18 protein-coding genes and 1 pseudogene are annotated in these 15,792 nt (G+C 61.6%); 1 reads left to right on the forward strand and 18 read right to left on the reverse strand.

The annotated features are described in order from the left end of the window. Positions 1–53: 53 nt before the first annotated feature. The 18 genes and pseudogenes from cheY to H597_RS32145 form a co-directional block, all read right to left on the reverse strand. Complete coding sequence (gene cheY, locus H597_RS0122790) at positions 54–443, reverse strand: chemotaxis response regulator CheY (RefSeq protein WP_028104141.1); 390 nt, start codon at positions 441–443, stop codon at positions 54–56. A 112-nt stretch (positions 444–555) separates the two neighbouring features. Then, complete coding sequence (locus H597_RS0122795) at positions 556–1,635, reverse strand: protein-glutamate methylesterase/protein-glutamine glutaminase (protein ID WP_028104142.1); 1,080 nt, start codon at positions 1,633–1,635, stop codon at positions 556–558. A 28-nt stretch (positions 1,636–1,663) separates the two neighbouring features. Then, complete coding sequence (gene cheD, locus H597_RS0122800) at positions 1,664–2,284, reverse strand: chemoreceptor glutamine deamidase CheD (RefSeq protein WP_211232077.1); 621 nt, start codon at positions 2,282–2,284, stop codon at positions 1,664–1,666. After that, entirely contained in the window at positions 2,265–3,113 is an 849-nt protein-coding gene (locus H597_RS0122805; RefSeq protein ID WP_028104144.1) for a CheR family methyltransferase, read from the reverse strand. The genes cheD and H597_RS0122805 overlap by 20 nt, the downstream gene beginning before the upstream one ends. A 29-nt stretch (positions 3,114–3,142) precedes the next feature. After that, the gene (locus tag H597_RS0122810; protein ID WP_028104145.1) at positions 3,143–4,855 is read right to left on the reverse strand and encodes a methyl-accepting chemotaxis protein; all 1,713 of its coding nucleotides are present in this window, start codon (positions 4,853–4,855) and stop codon (positions 3,143–3,145) included. A 47-nt stretch (positions 4,856–4,902) separates the two neighbouring features. Further along, positions 4,903–5,364 (reverse strand): chemotaxis protein CheW, encoded by a 462-nt coding sequence (locus H597_RS0122815; RefSeq protein WP_028104146.1) that lies wholly within the window; start codon positions 5,362–5,364, stop codon positions 4,903–4,905. Further along, positions 5,361–7,589 (reverse strand): chemotaxis protein CheA, encoded by a 2,229-nt coding sequence (cheA, locus tag H597_RS0122820; protein ID WP_028104147.1) that lies wholly within the window; start codon positions 7,587–7,589, stop codon positions 5,361–5,363. Before cheA ends, H597_RS0122815 begins: the two co-directional genes overlap by 4 nt. A gap of 14 nt (positions 7,590–7,603) precedes the next feature. Beyond that, on the reverse strand, positions 7,604–7,969 hold the full coding sequence (locus tag H597_RS0122825; protein WP_028104148.1) for a response regulator: 366 nt from the start codon (positions 7,967–7,969) through the stop codon (positions 7,604–7,606). Positions 7,970–8,002: 33 nt separating this feature from the next. After that, on the reverse strand, positions 8,003–8,551 hold the full coding sequence (locus H597_RS0122830; protein ID WP_028104149.1) for a hypothetical protein: 549 nt from the start codon (positions 8,549–8,551) through the stop codon (positions 8,003–8,005). A gap of 8 nt (positions 8,552–8,559) precedes the next feature. After that, the gene (motB, locus tag H597_RS0122835) at positions 8,560–9,495 is read right to left on the reverse strand and encodes a flagellar motor protein MotB (protein WP_028104150.1); all 936 of its coding nucleotides are present in this window, start codon (positions 9,493–9,495) and stop codon (positions 8,560–8,562) included. An 18-nt stretch (positions 9,496–9,513) separates the two neighbouring features. Beyond that, entirely contained in the window at positions 9,514–10,374 is an 861-nt protein-coding gene (motA, locus tag H597_RS0122840) for a flagellar motor stator protein MotA (RefSeq protein WP_028104151.1), read from the reverse strand. 95 nt (positions 10,375–10,469) lie between these two features. Beyond that, positions 10,470–11,237: a class I SAM-dependent methyltransferase gene (locus H597_RS0122845; RefSeq protein ID WP_028104152.1), complete on the reverse strand. Its 768-nt coding sequence runs from the start codon at positions 11,235–11,237 to the stop codon at positions 10,470–10,472. Next, positions 11,212–11,760, reverse strand: coding sequence for a flagellar transcriptional regulator FlhC (gene flhC, locus H597_RS0122850; RefSeq protein ID WP_028104153.1), 549 nt, complete (start codon positions 11,758–11,760; stop codon positions 11,212–11,214). The genes H597_RS0122845 and flhC overlap by 26 nt, the downstream gene beginning before the upstream one ends. A 10-nt stretch (positions 11,761–11,770) precedes the next feature. Next, the gene (flhD, locus tag H597_RS0122855; protein WP_028104154.1) at positions 11,771–12,088 is read right to left on the reverse strand and encodes a flagellar transcriptional regulator FlhD; all 318 of its coding nucleotides are present in this window, start codon (positions 12,086–12,088) and stop codon (positions 11,771–11,773) included. Positions 12,089–12,592: 504 nt separating this feature from the next. Then, positions 12,593–12,889: pseudogene (locus H597_RS0122860) on the reverse strand (IS4 family transposase); the annotation flags it as partial. 15 nt (positions 12,890–12,904) lie between these two features. Then, positions 12,905–13,327 (reverse strand): GTP pyrophosphokinase, encoded by a 423-nt coding sequence (locus H597_RS0122865; RefSeq protein WP_028104156.1) that lies wholly within the window; start codon positions 13,325–13,327, stop codon positions 12,905–12,907. Beyond that, on the reverse strand, positions 13,314–13,556 hold the full coding sequence (locus H597_RS34345) for a hypothetical protein (protein ID WP_083941248.1): 243 nt from the start codon (positions 13,554–13,556) through the stop codon (positions 13,314–13,316). Before H597_RS34345 ends, H597_RS0122865 begins: the two co-directional genes overlap by 14 nt. Next, on the reverse strand, positions 13,546–14,376 hold the full coding sequence (locus H597_RS32145; protein ID WP_154668234.1) for a hypothetical protein: 831 nt from the start codon (positions 14,374–14,376) through the stop codon (positions 13,546–13,548). Before H597_RS32145 ends, H597_RS34345 begins: the two co-directional genes overlap by 11 nt. 177 nt (positions 14,377–14,553) lie before the next feature. Here H597_RS32145 and kynU point away from each other — a divergent pair, with 177 nt between their 5' ends. Then, positions 14,554–15,792 carry a kynureninase gene (kynU, locus tag H597_RS0122880; protein WP_028104158.1) on the forward strand — a complete coding sequence of 413 codons (1,239 nt, stop codon included), beginning with the start codon at positions 14,554–14,556 and terminating at the stop codon, positions 15,790–15,792.

Raw genomic sequence — 15,792 nt, forward strand, 5'->3', positions numbered from 1 at the left:
GATGGAACAGCGGCGGCCATGGCTGCCGCCGCTGACTACTAGTAAAGCTGCGATCAAGCGCCGAGCTTTTCGAAGATCTTGTTCAGCTTTTCATCCAGGGTGGCGGCGGTGAATGGTTTCACCACATAGCCGTTGGCGCCCGCTTGCGCAGCCGCGATGATGTTTTCTTTTTTGGCTTCGGCGGTCACCATCAGCACCGGCAGTTTGGCCAGTGCGGGGTCGGCACGAATATTCTGCAACATGGTCAGGCCATCCATGTTCGGCATATTCCAGTCGGACACCACGAAGTCGAACTGCTCCGCGCGCAGTTTGGCCAGCGCCATCACGCCGTCTTCTGCCTCGTCCACGTTGGCGTAACCCAGTTCCTTCAAGAGATTTCGCACGATGCGGCGCATCGTCGAGAAATCGTCAACAACCAAAAATTTCATCTTTGGATCAGCCATGAATTGCTCCGTTGTTTCTACTTACGCGGTTATTAATTAAGGTGGTGTTCCCAGCAAGTTGTAGGATAGCATTTCCGTTGCATCAAGGCGAACTTCTCACCACTACGCCGTATCAAACGCGCAATGCGCGCGAGCCATGCTGTGCCAAGTAACCCAATACCATGCCGGGCAGTGCCTGCAAGGCGCCCACCTCGTGCGTGGCACCCGCCGCAATCGCTTCGCGGGGCATGCCGAACACCACGCAACTCGCTTCGTCCTGGGCGAAATTATACGCCCCGGCGTTCTTCATCTCCAACATGCCTGCGGCGCCATCCTTGCCCATGCCGGTCAGGATCACCCCGACCGCGTTCTTGCCCGCATTCTGGGCCGCCGAACGGAACAGCACGTCGACCGAGGGACGATGGCGGTTGACCGGCTCGCCCTGGTCGAGCTTGGTCATGTAATTGGCGCCGGAACGCGTCAACAGCAGGTGCGAGTGGCCGGGCGCGATATAGGCGTGGCCCGGCAGCACGCGCTCGTTGCCCTGCGCTTCCACCACGGAAATCTTGCACAGCGAATCGAGGCGCTTGGCGAAGGATTTGGTGAAGCCTTCCGGCATGTGCTGGGTGATCAGGATGCCCGGGCAGTCGGACGGCATCTGCACCAGGAACTCGCGGATGGCTTCCGTGCCGCCCGTCGAGGCGCCGACAATAATCAGTTTTTCCGAAGACATCAATGGGTTCCGTAATTGCGGCAACTGCGCGCCGCCCTCCCCGCCCGCACCGGCGGCCGGCAGGGTGCGCGCGCGCACACGCGCCTTGGAGGCGGCGCGGATCTTGTCGGAGATCAGGTCGGCATACTCGCGCATGCCGCTCTGGATCGAGATCTTGGGCTTGGTGACGAAATCGACCGCGCCCAGTTCCAGCGCGCGCAGCGTGATTTCGGAGCCGCGCTCGGTCAGCGACGACACCATCACCACCGGCATCGGGCGCAGGCGCATCAGGCGCTCCAGGAAGTCCAGGCCGTCCATCTTCGGCATTTCGACGTCCAGCGTCAGCACGTCCGGATTGGTCTGCTTGATCAGCTCGCGCGCCACCAGCGGATCGGGCGCCACGCCCACCACCTCCATATCGGGCTGGCTTTTGATGATCTCGCTCATCACGCTGCGGATCAAGGCGGAATCGTCGCAAATCAGGACTTTGATCTTGTTCATGGTGTACACCTAGCTCATTGACCCTGGTTTAGAACAGCTCGACCTCGCCGGCCACAGGCTTGGCCTTGAGGCGGTTGGCGTAATCGTTTTCGCGCTGCGCCAGGGTATCGTTATGGGTCTGCATCAGTTTCTTGACCAGCACCTTGCCGGTCTTGGGGAAGAAATACACCTTGCGCGGGTAAATGTCGCACAGGTCTTCGGCCACCACGCGGATCTTTTCGTTCTTCAGGAAGCTTTGCACGAAGGCGGCGTTGCGCTCGCCGACATTGATGGCGGTGAAGCCCTTCAGCACGGCGCCGCCGCCGAACACCTTGGCCTCCAGGTTGTCGCGCCGCGCGCCGGCCTTCAGCAGGTCGTTGATCAGCACCTCCATCGCATACGTGCCGTAGCGCGCCGAGGCCGACACCGGGCTGCCGGCATCCGAGCCGCCGTCCGGCAGCATGAAGTGGTTCATGCCGCCCAGGCCCGAGTTGCGGTCGCGGATGCAGGCCGACACGCAGGAGCCCAGCACGGTCACGATCAGCATGTCCTTCTGGGTGTAGTAGTACTCGCCCGGCAGGATCTTGGCCGCGTCGCAGTCGAAGGTCCGGTCGTAATAGACATTGGTCGCGAATTGCTCTTTATCCATGTCATGCCCTCTTGCGCTCATCGAGCTCGTAGACGGTCTTGCCGCGCAACTTCAAAGCGTCCGACACGTACAGGAAGTTCTCGGAATGGCCGGCGAACAGCAGGGCATCCGGTTTCATCAGGGGCACGAAGCGCGACAGGATCTTGCGCTGGGTGCCCTTGTCGAAGTAGATCATCACATTGCGGCAGAAGATGACGTCGAAGCCGGGACGGATGTCCCATCGCTCGTCCAGCAGATTGAGCTGCCGGTAGGTGATCAGCTGGCGCAGCTCCTGCCGTACGCGCGCCATGCCCTCGTTGGCGCCGCGCCCTTTCAGGAAGAAGCGGCGCTGCTGTTCGGCCGACAGCTTGTCGATGCGCTCCATCGGGTACACGCCGTTGGCGGCCGTGGCCAGCACATTGGTGTCGATATCGGTGGCCAGGATGTGCACCGGCGGCGTCAGCGTATTGAACGCTTCGCAGCAGGTGATGGCGATCGAATACGGTTCTTCGCCGGTGGAGCTGGCCGAGCACCAGATATTGATGGTTTCGCCGCGCCGGGCCTTGAGATGCTCGGCCAGCAGCGGGAAGTGGTGCGATTCGCGGAAGAAGGAGGTCAGGTTGGTGGTCAGCGCATTGGTGAACGCCTCCCACTCGCCGTCGCCCATGCGCCCCGCTTCCAGGTCGTCCAGGTAGCGCACGAAGCTGTTGATGCCGGTGGCACGCAGGCGGCGCGCCAGGCGGCTGTAGACCATCTCCTGCTTCGAGTCGGCCAGCGCGATGCCGGCCCGCTTGTAAATCATCGCGCGGACCCGTTCAAAATCCTTGCCGTTGAAGTCAAACTCTTTCACGGTCTCTTTGGTCAGCGCCATTTGCTTGGTTCTCCGCGGTTACGTGGACGTTAAAACTCTTCCCATTCGTCGCCCGACGGGGCGGCCGCGGCCAGCTTCTTCGGCGGCTTGGGCGGCGCGGCCGACGCAGCGGCAGGCACCACGGCGGTGCTGCGCGCCGGGGCGGCCGGCTTGGCCTTGCGCACCGGCGGCGGCGCCGCGCGCTTGGCCAGTTCGTCGCCGGCCAGCTTGAAGATCGACACCGCCTGGGCCAGGTTGTTGGCCTGCTCCTGCATCGATTCGGCGGCGGCCGCCGCTTCTTCCACCAGGGCGGCGTTCTGCTGCGTCATTTCGTCCATCTGGCCGATGGCGGAGTTCACTTCCTCGATGCCCTGGCTCTGCTCCAGGGTGGCGGCGGTGATTTCGCCCATGATGTCGGCCACCTGCTTGATCGAGGTCACGATCAGGCCCATGGTCTGGCCGGCTTCGTCCACCAGGCGCCCGCCGGCGTCGACCTTCTCGACCGAGTCGTCGATCAAGGCCTTGATTTCCTTGGCGGCGGCGGCGGAGCGCTGCGCCAGGTTGCGCACTTCGGAAGCCACCACCGCGAAACCGCGGCCCTGCTCGCCGGCCCGCGCCGCTTCCACGGCGGCGTTCAGCGCCAGGATATTGGTCTGGAAGGCGATGCCGTCGATGACGCCGATGATGTCCACGATCTTGCTGGAGGACGCTTTGATCGAGCCCATGGTGTCGACCACCTGCGACACCACCGTGCCGCCCTTCACCGCCACCGAGGAGGCCGACACGGCCAGCTGGTTGGCCTGGCGCGCGTTATCGGCGTTCTGCTTCACGGTGGAAGTCAGGTTCTCCATCGAGGACGCGGTCTCCTCCAGCGAGGAGGCCTGCGATTCGGTGCGCGCCGACAGGTCGGCGTTGCCCGTTGCGATCTCTTGCGAGGCGGTGGTGATGGTGTCGGTCGACGCGCGCACCTGGCCCACGGTCTGCACCAGGCTGTCGTTCATGTCCTTTAGCGCCTGCAGCAGCTCCGAAGTCTCGTCCTTGCCTTCCACCGTCACCTGCGACGTCAGTTCGCCCGCCGCCACTTTCTGCGCCACCTCCACCGCGCCCGACAGCGGTCCGGTGATGGAGCGGGTGATCACCAGGGCGCACAGGATGCCCACGCCAACCCCCACCGCGGCCAGCACCACCATCCACACGGTCAGGTTGCGGTCGCCCTTGTTGGAGCTTTCCTTGAATTCGCTCACGGCGGCCTGCTGCAGGTCGACCAGCTTGTTCAGCGCGGTCAGGGTCTGCTGGTTCAGCGGATCGATGCGGCCGGCGATCACCTTGGCGGCGCCTTCGGCATTGAAGGCCATGATCTGCCCCATGGCTTCCTTGAAGGCGGCGTCGACGTCGTTCTGCAGCGTTGAAATATCGTTCAACACCTTCTTCTCGGCGTCGTTCAAGCCCAGGCTCTGCAGCTTGCCGCGCGCGGCGTCGTAGCGGGCGCGGTTGGCCTTGACCTTCTCTTCTTCCTTCTGCATCAGGCTGACGTCCGACTGCAGGCCGATATTGCGCATGGCGATGCCGGTTTCCAGCATGGCGCTCTTCATGGTCTGCGCCTGCAATTCCTTGGCGCTGGACAGCTCCAGCCCGGTCATCAGGGCCGACTTGTTACGGTAGTTCAGCACATTGGTCAGCAGCACGGTGCCGACCAGGATCAGCAGGATAATGCCGAAACCGAAACCGAGCCGCGTGCCTATTTTGAATTCGCGCACGTTCATGTTCTTCTCTCCCTTGTATCCTGTTTTGGTCACTGGTCGCCGGCGGGTCAGGCCGCGAGTTTCTCGCTCAATCCCATTTCAGGACTGGACATCAGGCGCCCGATGTCCACCAGGATCAGCATGCGCTCGTCGATGGTGCCCAGGCCGATCATGTATTCCGAGCTGAAGGCCGTGCCCAGGTCCGGCGCCGCCTTGATCTGCTCCAGCCTCAGCGAAGTCACGTCCGATACGGAATCGACCACCATGCCGACCACGCGGCCGTTGATATTGAGGATGATGACCACGGTGAACTGGTCGTACACCGGTTCGCCCAGCTTGAACTTGATGCGCATGTCGACCACCGGAATGATGATGCCGCGCAGGTTGATCACGCCCTTGATGAACTCCGGTGCATTGGCGATACGGGTGACCGCTTCATAGCCGCGGATTTCCTGCACTTTCAGGATATCGATGCCGTATTCCTCGGCGCCCAGCTTGAACGCCAGGAATTCCTGAATTGCGTCGCTCATGGTTCTTCCTTCACAAAGTTTGATTCGTCAAGCAGCTGGCGCGAGGAGCGCACCAGCGCCATCACGTCCAGGATCAGCGACACGCCGCCGTCGCCGAGGATGGTGGCGCCGGAAATGCCGGTCACCTTGCGGTAGTTCGATTCCAGGTTCTTGACCACGACCTGCTGCTGCCCCACCAGTTCGTCCACGAACAGGCAGGCTTTCTTGCCCTCGGTTTCCACGATCACCAGGATACCCTGGCATGGATCGGTAAAGCGCGGCGCGATCTCGAAAATCTGGTATAGCGGGATCAGGGGCAGGTATTCGCCGCGCACCTTGATGACGCGGCCCTTGCCGCTGATTTCCTTGACGTCTTCCGGCGCCGGCTGCAGCGATTCGAGCACGAAGCCGAGCGGCAGGATGTAGACTTCCTCGCCGGTCTGGATCAGCATGCCGTCCAGGATGGCCAGCGTCAGCGGCAGCGAAATCGACATCGTGGTGCCGAAGCCCTTGGCCGAACGGATGTCGACGGTCCCGCCCATGGCGCTGATATTGCGCTTGACCACGTCCATGCCGACGCCGCGCCCGGAGACGTCGGTCACCTGGTCGGCGGTCGAGAAGCCGGGCGCGAAGATCAGCTGCCAGACATCGGCGTCCGTCATATTCTCGCTCAGCGGCAAGCCATTCTCGCGCGCTTTGGCCAGGATCTTGTCCCGGTTCAAGCCGCCGCCGTCGTCCGCCACTTCGATGATGATGCTGCCGCCCTGGTGCGAGGCGGACAGGAACAGGCGCCCCGTTTCGGATTTGCCGGCCGCGCGCCGCACTTCCGGCATCTCGATGCCATGGTCGATCGAATTGCGCACCAGGTGGGTGAGCGGATCGACGATGCGCTCGATCAGGCTCTTGTCCAGTTCCGTGGCGGCGCCGCTGGTGACGAATTCGACTTTCTTGCCCAGCTTGGTGGCCAGGTCGCGCACCATGCGCGGGAAGCGCGAGAACACGAAGTCCATCGGCATCATGCGGATCGACATCACCGATTCCTGCAGGTCGCGCGTGTTGCGCGTGAGCTGGGAGATGCCGCTCATCAGCTTCTCGTGCAGCACCGGATCCAGGGTCCCGGCGCGCTGCTCGATCATGGCCTGGGTGATCACCAGCTCGCCCACCAGGTTGATCAGCTGGTCGACTTTTTCCACCGACACGCGGATCGAGGACGATTCGCCGCCGGCCGGCGCGTGGGCCTGCTTCTCGGCGTCCTTGCGCGCGCTTTTCTTGTCCGGCTCTTCGCTCGGCTTGGCCGCTTCCGCCGGCTGGTCCTTGATGCCGGCCTGCGCACGTATCACTTCCAGCGGCTGGAAGAAGCCGTAGCCGGCCGCATCCTCGGCCGCGCCGGCGGCATTGCCGCGGATCTCCTCGAGCGGCTGGAAGAAGCCGTAGCCTTCGCCCGCGGCCGGCGCCGGGGCCGCCGCGGCGGGCGCGCCGCCGGCCGGCAGCGGATCGAAGAAGCCGTAGCCCAGCTCCGCTTCCTTGCGGTCGCGCTCAGCGTGCTCGCGCGCGGCCTGGGTCGGACTCAGGGCCGGCAGTTCGCTCACCTTCATCTGCTCGGCATCGATGACGAAGGAGCAGATGGCCACCAGGTCGTCCAGCGATTCATGGGTGGTCACGATCATCGCGTGGCGTTCCGCGTCCAGCGGCATCAGCTCCACATGGCCCATCAGGCCCAGTTCGGCCGCCAGCGCTTCCACCTCGCGGTGCACCATCGGCGGCAGTTCCAGGCGGAAGCGCTTGCCGCCGCGGTGGTCCACCTGCGCGTCCGGCGCGTTGAAGGCCGGCGCCACCGGCGCCATCGCTTCGATATGCACGTCCTGCGCCAGCTCCTGCAGCATCATGCGCACGTCGCCCACGGCTTCCTGGTCGACGGCGCTGCCCAGGCGGTGGCCGTCCAGCTGCATCTTCAGGATGTCCTTGGCTGCCAGGAAGGCGTCGACATGGGTCGAAGTCAGCGCCATCTCGCCCTTGCGGATGCGGTCCAGCAAGGTTTCCAGCACGTGCGTAACTTCGCTCATATCGGTCACGCCGAACGTCGACGCGCCGCCCTTGACCGAGTGCGCGGTACGGAAAATCGCGTTCAAGTCTTCCTCGCCGGGCGACGCGACGTCGACGCCCAGCAGCAGACGCTCCATTTCAGCCAGCAGTTCTTCCGCTTCGTCGAAGAAGACCTGGTAGAACTGGCTAATATCGATGGTCATGCCACACCCCTTTATTAGCCAATGACCTTTTTCACTACCTCAATCAGACGTTGCGGGTCGAAAGGCTTGACCAGCCAGCCGTTGGCGCCGGCAGCCCGGCCCTTGGCTTTCATCTCGTCGGACGATTCGGTGGTCAGCATCAGGATCGGGACCTTGGCGTAGGCAGGCTGCTCGCGCAGCAGCTTGATCAGCTGCAGGCCATCCATGCGCGGCATGTTCTGGTCGGTCAGCACCAGATCCACGGTCTGCAGCTTGGCCTTTTCCAGGCCATCCTGTCCATCGACCGCTTCCACCACCTGGTAGCCGGCGGCCTTCAGGCTGAACGCCACCATCTGGCGCAGCGAGGAGGAGTCGTCGACTGCAAGAATTGTTTTAGCCATCTCTTTTTCTCACTTGGTTAAATTTTGCTGTGTTCAGAACAGTTCGATGTCGCCGCTTTCCAGGTGCTTCTGGCTGACCGCCTTGCGCAGCACGCTGCGCAGTTCCAGGCTCTGGATCGCCAGCGCCATGCTGACCTTGCTGAGCAGGTCCACGATTTCGTCGCTGCCCGATTCCGGCACCACCTCGGCGCCATGCGCCCCCAGCGTCCCCAGGAATTCGCGCAGGCCGGTCACGCGCTTCAAGGTGCGGTCGATCAACTGGCTGGTCATGTCCTGGAACTGCATGCTGGTGATGGCGGCGTTGACGAAGCCGCTCACCTGTTCATTCATTTCCTGCAGGCGCGCCTTGTCTTCCGCCGACGGGTCGCCACCCTGCAGCAGCAGCTCGATGGTGGCCTGCTGCGCGCTCACCGCTTCATGGATGGCCATGAAATTGCGGGTCAGCTTGTCGATCGCCTCTTCCAGCAGCAGATTGGTCTGCAGCAGGTCGGTCTCGACTTCCGTCAGGTGCTTGCGGCCATGGTCCGAGACGCCGGACAGCAGGCGCTTCACGTGGGAACCAAGGATTTTCTTTCTCGTCATAACGGTCTCTATTTCTTCCCCGCCGGCGCCGCTGCCGCCGCGGCCTGCGTGGCTTCCGTATCGAGGCCGACTTGCAACTTGCCGCCGTCACGCAGCACGTTCTCCTCGGTCCGCTTGTTCATCACGATAATGCTGATGCGGCGATTGATCGGGTTGAAAGGATCGGCCCGGTCCAGGTGGGCGGCGCTGGCCAGGCCCACCACGCGCAGGATCTTGTTGTCGGCCAGCCCGCCATGCAGCAACGCACGGCGCGAGGCATTGGCACGGTCGGCCGACAGTTCCCAGTTACTGTACCCGCTTTCGGTGAAGTATGGCGTGGAGTCGGTGTGACCGGACAGGCCGATCTTGTTTGGCACGTCGTTCAGGGCCGGCGCGATGGCTTCCAGGATCTCGCCGGCATACGGCTGCAGGTCGGCCTTGCCGGCGTTGAACATGGGCCGGTTCTGCAAGTCGACGATCTGGATGCGCAAGCCTTCGCTGGTAAAGTCGAGCAACAGTTGCTCCTTGAATTTTTTCAGTTCGGCGCTGGTGTCGATGGTCATTTCGATACGCTGGCGCAGCGCCTGCAGGCGGCTGCGCTCTTCCGCCTCGAGCGCCTTCTTGGCCGCATCCAGGTTGTACGTCTTGTTCTGCGCCGGATCGTCGGTCATCTTGACCTGGCCGGTGCGGCGCGACAGATCGGAGCCGCCGCCCTGGATCACCGAGGAACTGTCGCCGCTGCCCGAGCCGCCCTGCATCGCCACTTTCAGCGGCGTCTTGAAGTATTCGGAAATCCCGTTCAAATCGCCCTTGGTGGTCGAGCCCAGCAGCCACATCAGCAGGAAGAACGCCATCATCGCCGTCACGAAGTCGGCGTATGCGATCTTCCAGGCGCCGCCGTGGTGGCCGCCACCGCCCTTCTTGATCTTCTTGACGACAATCGGCCGCAGGCCTTCTTCAGCCATGGCAGAACCTCGCTTCCATTACTTCGACTTCGATTTCTTGATATGTTCTTCCAGCTCGGAGAAGCTCGGACGTTCGGTCGAGTACAGCACCTTGCGGCCGAACTCCACCGCCAGCGCCGGCGCGTAGCCGTTCAAGCTGGCCAGCAGGGTCACTTTGACGCATTGGAACATCTTGGTCGACTCTTCCAGCTTCTGCTCCAGCAGGCTCGCCAGCGGGCCGACGAAACCATAGGCCAGCAAAATACCGAGGAAGGTACCGACCAGCGCGTGCGCGATCAGCATGCCCAGCTCGGACGGCGGGATGCCCACCGATTCCATGGTGTGTACCACGCCCATCACCGCCGCCACGATACCGAAGGCCGGCAAGCCGTCGCCCAGCTTGGCAATGCAGTGCGCCGGCACATGGCCCTCCTGGTGGTGGGTATCGATTTCGTTATCCATCAGGTTCTCGATCTGGAAGGCGTCCATATTGCCCGACACCATGAGGCGCAGGTAGTCGGTCATGAACTCGACGATATGGTGGTCTTCCAGCACCGAGGGATACTTGCTGAACAGCGGGCTGTCTTCCGGCTTGTCGATATCGCCTTCGATCGACATCAGGCCTTCCTTGCGCACCTTGGACAGCACATCGAACAGGAGCGACATCAGCTCCATATACAGGTCCTTGGTGTAGCGCGAACCCTTGAGCAACGTCGGCAAGGCGGCCAGCGTGGCCTTGATGGATTTGCCATTGTTACCGACAAAGAAAGCCCCCAAGGCGGCGCCGCCGATCATCAGCAGCTCCAGCGGCTGGAACAGTGCCGCCAGGTGGCCGCCGGATAGTGCGAAACCACCGAACACGGCGCCAAGGACGATGATATATCCGACAATGACTAACAAGCGCGCAGACTCCCCGATAGCTAGTTAACAGCAATAATATTCCACGGTGGAACCACAATAACGTGAAGACGCCTCTGCGGCAAGAAAAACAGCCGTTAAATGGCTCTTATATAAAGCAGCGGACCACCCTCTGTGGTACGAATGGCCTTGACGCCGTTTACCACTGGAATTTCGAATTCATAACTGACAAGTAAACTGCCGCGCCGCATTTCGCGCTGCGCCTTGTGCCACAAGGCAGGCATGGCGGCCGGCGACAAATAGGCAAACACCAGATCGTACTCGGCAAAATTCAAGCGCTCGTAGTCGCCGCGCAGAAAGCGCGCGCGGCTACCCGACAAGGCCGCGCGCAGCCGCGATACCAGCCAAGGCACCGGCGCCAATTCGATCCCTTCCACGGCCGACTCGGGCCGCGCCATCGCCATATGCAAGGTGAAGCCGCCAAGGCCGCTGCCGATATCGATCAGGCGCAAGGCCCTGCCCTGCGGCAGCTCGGCCAGCACGGCGCGCCAGACGGCGGGATTGGAGGGATAGTAGGGAACCTGGGTGCGATAGGTGGACCAGTACCAGCCCAGCAACACCAGGAAGGCGGCCGCCGCCAGCCATGGCGGCAGGTGCAGGGCCAGGCCTGCCAGCAAAGCAAGGGGGAACAGCAGCAGGATCGGCAGCCACCAGCGCGCCAGGCCGACTTTCCAGCCGATGGACGCGGCCAGCGCGCCCTGCAGCAGGGCGGCCTGCAGCAGCGTCAAGCCGTGGCCGAATGTGTCCAGCGCTGCCGCCAGCGCGGCGCATGGCAGCAGCGCGCCGGCCTGGACCAGCAGCGCCTGCAGCGCGGGCGTGTCAAGCAGCGAGCGCGTCCGCGGCATCCTTGGCCTTGCGGGTCTTGCCGGCACGCGAAGGCATATGGCACAGACCGCATTTATAGTCGCGGTTCAAGTCCATGGCATCGACCACGAACTTACCTTTGCAGCAAGTGCACGCCTTCATCTGCAGCATGCTGCTGCTGGAGAATTTGACCAGGGTCCAGGCGCGGGTGAGCGAGAGCAGCGGCTCTTCGTCGGCAGCCGGCGGCATCTGCTCAAGGTACAGCTGGTAAGCCTTCATCACCGCCTGGATGCCGCTGGCGCCAGCGTGCTCGATCAGGAAGTTATGGATATTCATGAACAGCGACGAGTGGATATTCGGCTGCCAGGTCAGGAACCAGTCGGTCGAAAATGGCAGCATGCCTTTCGGCGGCGACACGCCCTTCAACTCCTTGTACAGCTTGAGCAAGCGCTCGCGCGACAGCGACACTTCCGATTCCAGCAGTTGCAGGCGGGCGCCCAGGTTGATCAGCTCGATCGCCAGCTGGATTTCCTGCGCTTCGGTCACCACACTCTTCTTGGTCATGACGCGCTCCTCAAGCGATTTCTTCGACGGGCTGGCCGGCCATCAGAATGGCGGCGTGCGACTGGGCCAGGGAACGGTCCTTATTGTAATTGGTCAGCATGCCGAGGATGGCGCTGTCATCGAATCGAAAGCGGGCCAGCATCATATTGCCGCCAGCCAGCTTCAGGATCTGGGCATTGCTCATGCCTTCGATCAGGTCGGCGATGTCAGCCGAAATGCCCAGGCGGAAGATCGCGGTGACTTTGTCGGCGCGGATCATCTGCTGCGCCAGCATCAGGTAGCTCAGGTTCGCATCGCGGATTTCAGCCATCATGTCGTTTGCGGTCATGTCCATCTCCAGTCAGTTTCAGCTTGCAACGCGAATATTCGTTGCCGTTGAGATACATTCTGCTGCAGTCGGGAAAAGCCGACTAGAGGTGGCGCACCGTATTTTCGGTCGGGAATAGGCGAAGTGACCCTGTAGGAGTTTATCCTACAAAGGGCTGCCCATAGAGGGGCGGCGCCAGGATTGGCGCGGGTTTGCGGGGCGTTCGGTCTCGCTGAAAACGCAGGAGCCGAAGGTAAAAATCGCGGTCGCGGCGACGCTTTTTTGCGACATCTAAACTGGTAACGGCAGGGTTTGGAAGAACTTTAGGGTTCCGAGCAAAAAATTTTAAAGTTTTTTCGCCCCATCCAAACCGCCGAACAGCAAGCCTTTTACCGGGCTTCTAAAATCGGTAACGGCAGGACTTGGGGGAACTTTAGGGTTTTTTGAAAAAATTTGAAAAAAATTTCAAATCCTTTTAAATCAATGACTTAGCATTGAGTACGGCAGCCCGGTAGCGGCGCCTGTCTGGTTTAGCCGGTAGGCAGCCCGGATCTGATCGGGATCAAAGAACAGTTTGGCGCCCAGGTCCGGGCAGGTGCATCCCATGCGCATCGGGTAGGCGATGCGCCACGCCACCACGAGATCCAGCGCGCGGTTGGTCAGCAGGTGCCATTCGATCGGCTTGACACCAGCTGGCACGCCAGTTTCGCGTGCCAGCTGGTGACCTTGACCGTTTTGTTTTTTCCCGGCAGGTGGTTCAACCCGGCGCGCCCACAGGTGCTGGCGCACAAGACGCGCCTTGGTGCCGGGTCGCGCTGCGAGGAGTGCGGTGGCGAATCAGCACGTCTTCAGAAATTGCAATGCCTTGTGGTATTTCGCAACTCTAGCGAGATCCACGTCAGACATAGAATGCAATCGCGTTACGTCCAGATTATCTTTAATATCTTCGATTTTTATCTTCCTGGCCAAGGCATTCGAAGACAAGCGCGAAATAAAATCCTCGTAGCGTTCACCAGCCCTCTTCGACAAACAATCAATTGCGGCAACCGCGATTTCTGGCAGCCCCAGCTGCCGCAGCTCATCGAGCGTGACGTCGCCATCTTCAACGACGTCATGCAGCACGCTAACTACTTGTTCCACTTCATCTTCGAACTTGAGCATCAGTCTGAGCGGATGCAAAATATACGGCCGCCCAGACTTATCCTCCTGACTTGCATGCACTTTCACGGCTAAGGCAATCGCAGCGTCAAGATTGCCCATCGTTCATCCGCCCTTTTTCATAGTTTTCACGATCGATTTGATCGCCGGACAAAATGGCTTCGTTGTACAAGCGGTTATCATGCGGGACGGGTTCGAGACGCTCGTCTTCGCCATAAAATCGAACGTAGACTTTCTTCGCCACGTGATCCCAGCGATACATCACTTTTTCAAATGAATAATCGATGAAGACATCATTTTCCGCAAAGACCTGACCTTTATTAATTCCCATTTGCGCTCCTGATTTGGTTATAGTAGGCGCGGCTATCATCCGCAATTTTCGATGCTTCCTTACTGTCCGACGGCAGTACACGCCAGTCTTCGTAGTAACTATGGCCAAGGCCGCCTTTTTCGCCTGATCGCTTGGATACATCATCATACACGCCGTCGCCCAATAGCGTTCGTGCCAGCGCTTCCGGCTCTTTTGCGTAGATCATCGCCGGCGAATTGACTTGAATTTCTCCACTAATGCCCGCCGCGGTCGTCAATGTTGAATTAACGCCGCTATAACCCAGCGGATTTTCCGCACCGTCGATCACTTTCACATTGGCGCCCCTGGCCTGTAATTGCGCAGTGACCGCTTGAATATCTTTCGCGTCAACGATAATCGTATTTCTCGCCAAATCTTTGATACGCGTTGGATCGCCGCCGTAATCCTTATTGATTTTCCGCAGAGCACTCTCCTCTGTCTTAATCGGAGCCTTAGCGACTTTACCCCCGAACTGTTGCGCAATCTCGTCAGCAATTTTATCAATTTCTACTTTTGCCGCAGGCGCCTTCGCGTAAACCTCCTCGAAGCCTTTGACTTCCTTTGCGTGTGCCGGCGCCACCTGCCCGCTGGCATTCGCAGCGCTAGTCGCCTCAGGCTCTTGGGTCGAAGAAAGTTGCTTTCTCAGTGAGGATTCTACCGTGGAGTTCCCGCCGCGCACGACGGTGGGCGACGTCGAACGCGGCGGCAGTTGACCAGACGATGAGACCGACGTTGGCACGGTCGGCGAGTCATTGTGCGCCGGTCGAATTGGGGCGCTATGTGTTGAAGGTTGGATGTTCATAGGGTCCAGTACAAGAGGAGGTTGTCTTGGTGAGTTACACCGACGGCCCCTTTAGTTCCATCCGCTGCCCCCTGTGGACCGCTGCCTGCCCCGGCGGGGCGGATGCCGGCTTGCCGCTTGGGGCCGCAAAAGGTTGTTACAATCCCACTTTCTTTAAGTCTCAAGGAAACCGCCCGCATGATTTCCCGTACCGACTGCCTGGCCCGCGACGCCGCGGATAGCCTGGCACCCCTGCGCGAGCAGTTCGACCTGCCCGCCGGCGTCATCTACCTGGATGGCAACTCCCTGGGCGCCCGCCCGAAAGCCGCCCTCACCCGTGCCACCGAAGTCATCGCCAAGGAATGGGGCAAGGACCTGATCACGAGCTGGAACAGCGCCGGCTGGTTCGAGATGCCGAAACGCCTGGGCGACAAACTGGCCCCGCTGGTCGGCGCCAGGGCCGGCGAAGTCGTGGTCACCGACACCACTTCGATCAACCTGTTCAAAGCCCTGGCCGGCGCCCTGCACGCGCAGGCGCATACCGGCCGCAAGGTGATCATTACCGAGCGTTCGAACTTCCCGACCGATATCTATATGGCCCAGGGCTTGACCTCCTGGCTCGAACGCGGCTACGAGGTGCGCCTGGTCGACAGCCCGGACCAGCTCCCCGCGGCCATCAATACCGACACCGCCGTGCTCATGCTGACCCATGTGAACTACCGCACCGGCTATCAGCACGACATGGCGGCCACCAGCGCCCTCGCCCACCAGCACGGCGCGCTGGTCGTGTGGGACTTGGCGCACTCGGCCGGCGCGGTGCCGCTCGACCTGCATGCCGACGGCGCCGACTTCGCCGTCGGCTGCACCTATAAATACCTGAACGGCGGCCCCGGCGCGCCGGCCTTCATCTGGGTCCCGCAACGCAGCCAGGACAAGTTCAGCCACCCGCTGTCCGGCTGGTGGGGCCATGCCAATCCCTTCGCCATGACGCCCGATTTCGCTCCCGTCAAGGGCATCGGCCGCGCCCTGTGCGGCACCCAGCCGGTCACCTCGCTGGCTATGGTGGAATGCGGCCTCGACGTCTTCGCCCAGACCACGATGGCGGCGGTGCGCGCCAAGTCGCTGGCCCTGACCGACCTGTTCATCGCCCTGGTGGAGCAGCGCTGCCCGGACCACCCGCTGGGCCTGGTCACGCCACGCGAGCATGCACGCCGCGGTTCGCAGGTGAGCTTCACCCACCCGCACGGCTTTGCGGTGGTGCAGGCCCTGATCGCGCGCGGCGTGATCGGCGATTACCGCGAACCGCAAATCATGCGCTTCGGCTTCACCCCGCTGTACACCAGCTTCGCCGATGTCTGGGATGCGGTGGAAATCCTGAAGCGGATCCTGGACGATAAAGCCTACGACATCACCGCCGCCCGCGGCGCTGTAACCTGA

Origin of the sequence: Pseudoduganella violaceinigra DSM 15887, from assembly GCF_000425385.1 — a bacterium.
Lineage (GTDB): Bacteria > Pseudomonadota > Gammaproteobacteria > Burkholderiales > Burkholderiaceae_D > Rugamonas > Rugamonas violaceinigra.

Excerpts from the sequence above, each read along its gene's own strand:
- H597_RS0122795 (WP_028104142.1), bottom strand. The coding sequence starts at position 1,635 with ATGAACAAGATCAAAGTCCTGATTTGCGACGATTCCGCCTTGATCCGC.
- cheA (WP_028104147.1), bottom strand. The coding sequence starts at position 7,589 with ATGACCATCGATATTAGCCAGTTCTACCAGGTCTTCTTCGACGAAGCG.
- flhD (WP_028104154.1), bottom strand. The coding sequence starts at position 12,088 with ATGACCGCAAACGACATGATGGCTGAAATCCGCGATGCGAACCTGAGC.
- H597_RS0122810 (WP_028104145.1), bottom strand. The coding sequence starts at position 4,855 with ATGAACGTGCGCGAATTCAAAATAGGCACGCGGCTCGGTTTCGGTTTC.
- H597_RS32145 (WP_154668234.1), bottom strand. The coding sequence starts at position 14,376 with ATGAACATCCAACCTTCAACACATAGCGCCCCAATTCGACCGGCGCAC.
- H597_RS34345 (WP_083941248.1), bottom strand. The coding sequence starts at position 13,556 with ATGGGAATTAATAAAGGTCAGGTCTTTGCGGAAAATGATGTCTTCATC.
- H597_RS0122865 (WP_028104156.1), bottom strand. The coding sequence starts at position 13,327 with ATGGGCAATCTTGACGCTGCGATTGCCTTAGCCGTGAAAGTGCATGCA.
- flhC (WP_028104153.1), bottom strand. The coding sequence starts at position 11,760 with ATGACCAAGAAGAGTGTGGTGACCGAAGCGCAGGAAATCCAGCTGGCG.
- H597_RS0122805 (WP_028104144.1), bottom strand. The coding sequence starts at position 3,113 with ATGGCGCTGACCAAAGAGACCGTGAAAGAGTTTGACTTCAACGGCAAG.
- kynU (WP_028104158.1), top strand. The coding sequence starts at position 14,554 with ATGATTTCCCGTACCGACTGCCTGGCCCGCGACGCCGCGGATAGCCTG.
- motB (WP_028104150.1), bottom strand. The coding sequence starts at position 9,495 with ATGGCTGAAGAAGGCCTGCGGCCGATTGTCGTCAAGAAGATCAAGAAG.
- H597_RS0122830 (WP_028104149.1), bottom strand. The coding sequence starts at position 8,551 with ATGACGAGAAAGAAAATCCTTGGTTCCCACGTGAAGCGCCTGCTGTCC.
- H597_RS0122815 (WP_028104146.1), bottom strand. The coding sequence starts at position 5,364 with ATGAGCGACGCAATTCAGGAATTCCTGGCGTTCAAGCTGGGCGCCGAG.
- cheY (WP_028104141.1), bottom strand. The coding sequence starts at position 443 with ATGGCTGATCCAAAGATGAAATTTTTGGTTGTTGACGATTTCTCGACG.
- H597_RS0122845 (WP_028104152.1), bottom strand. The coding sequence starts at position 11,237 with ATGCCGCGGACGCGCTCGCTGCTTGACACGCCCGCGCTGCAGGCGCTG.
- cheD (WP_211232077.1), bottom strand. The coding sequence starts at position 2,284 with ATGAGCGCAAGAGGGCATGACATGGATAAAGAGCAATTCGCGACCAAT.
- H597_RS0122825 (WP_028104148.1), bottom strand. The coding sequence starts at position 7,969 with ATGGCTAAAACAATTCTTGCAGTCGACGACTCCTCCTCGCTGCGCCAG.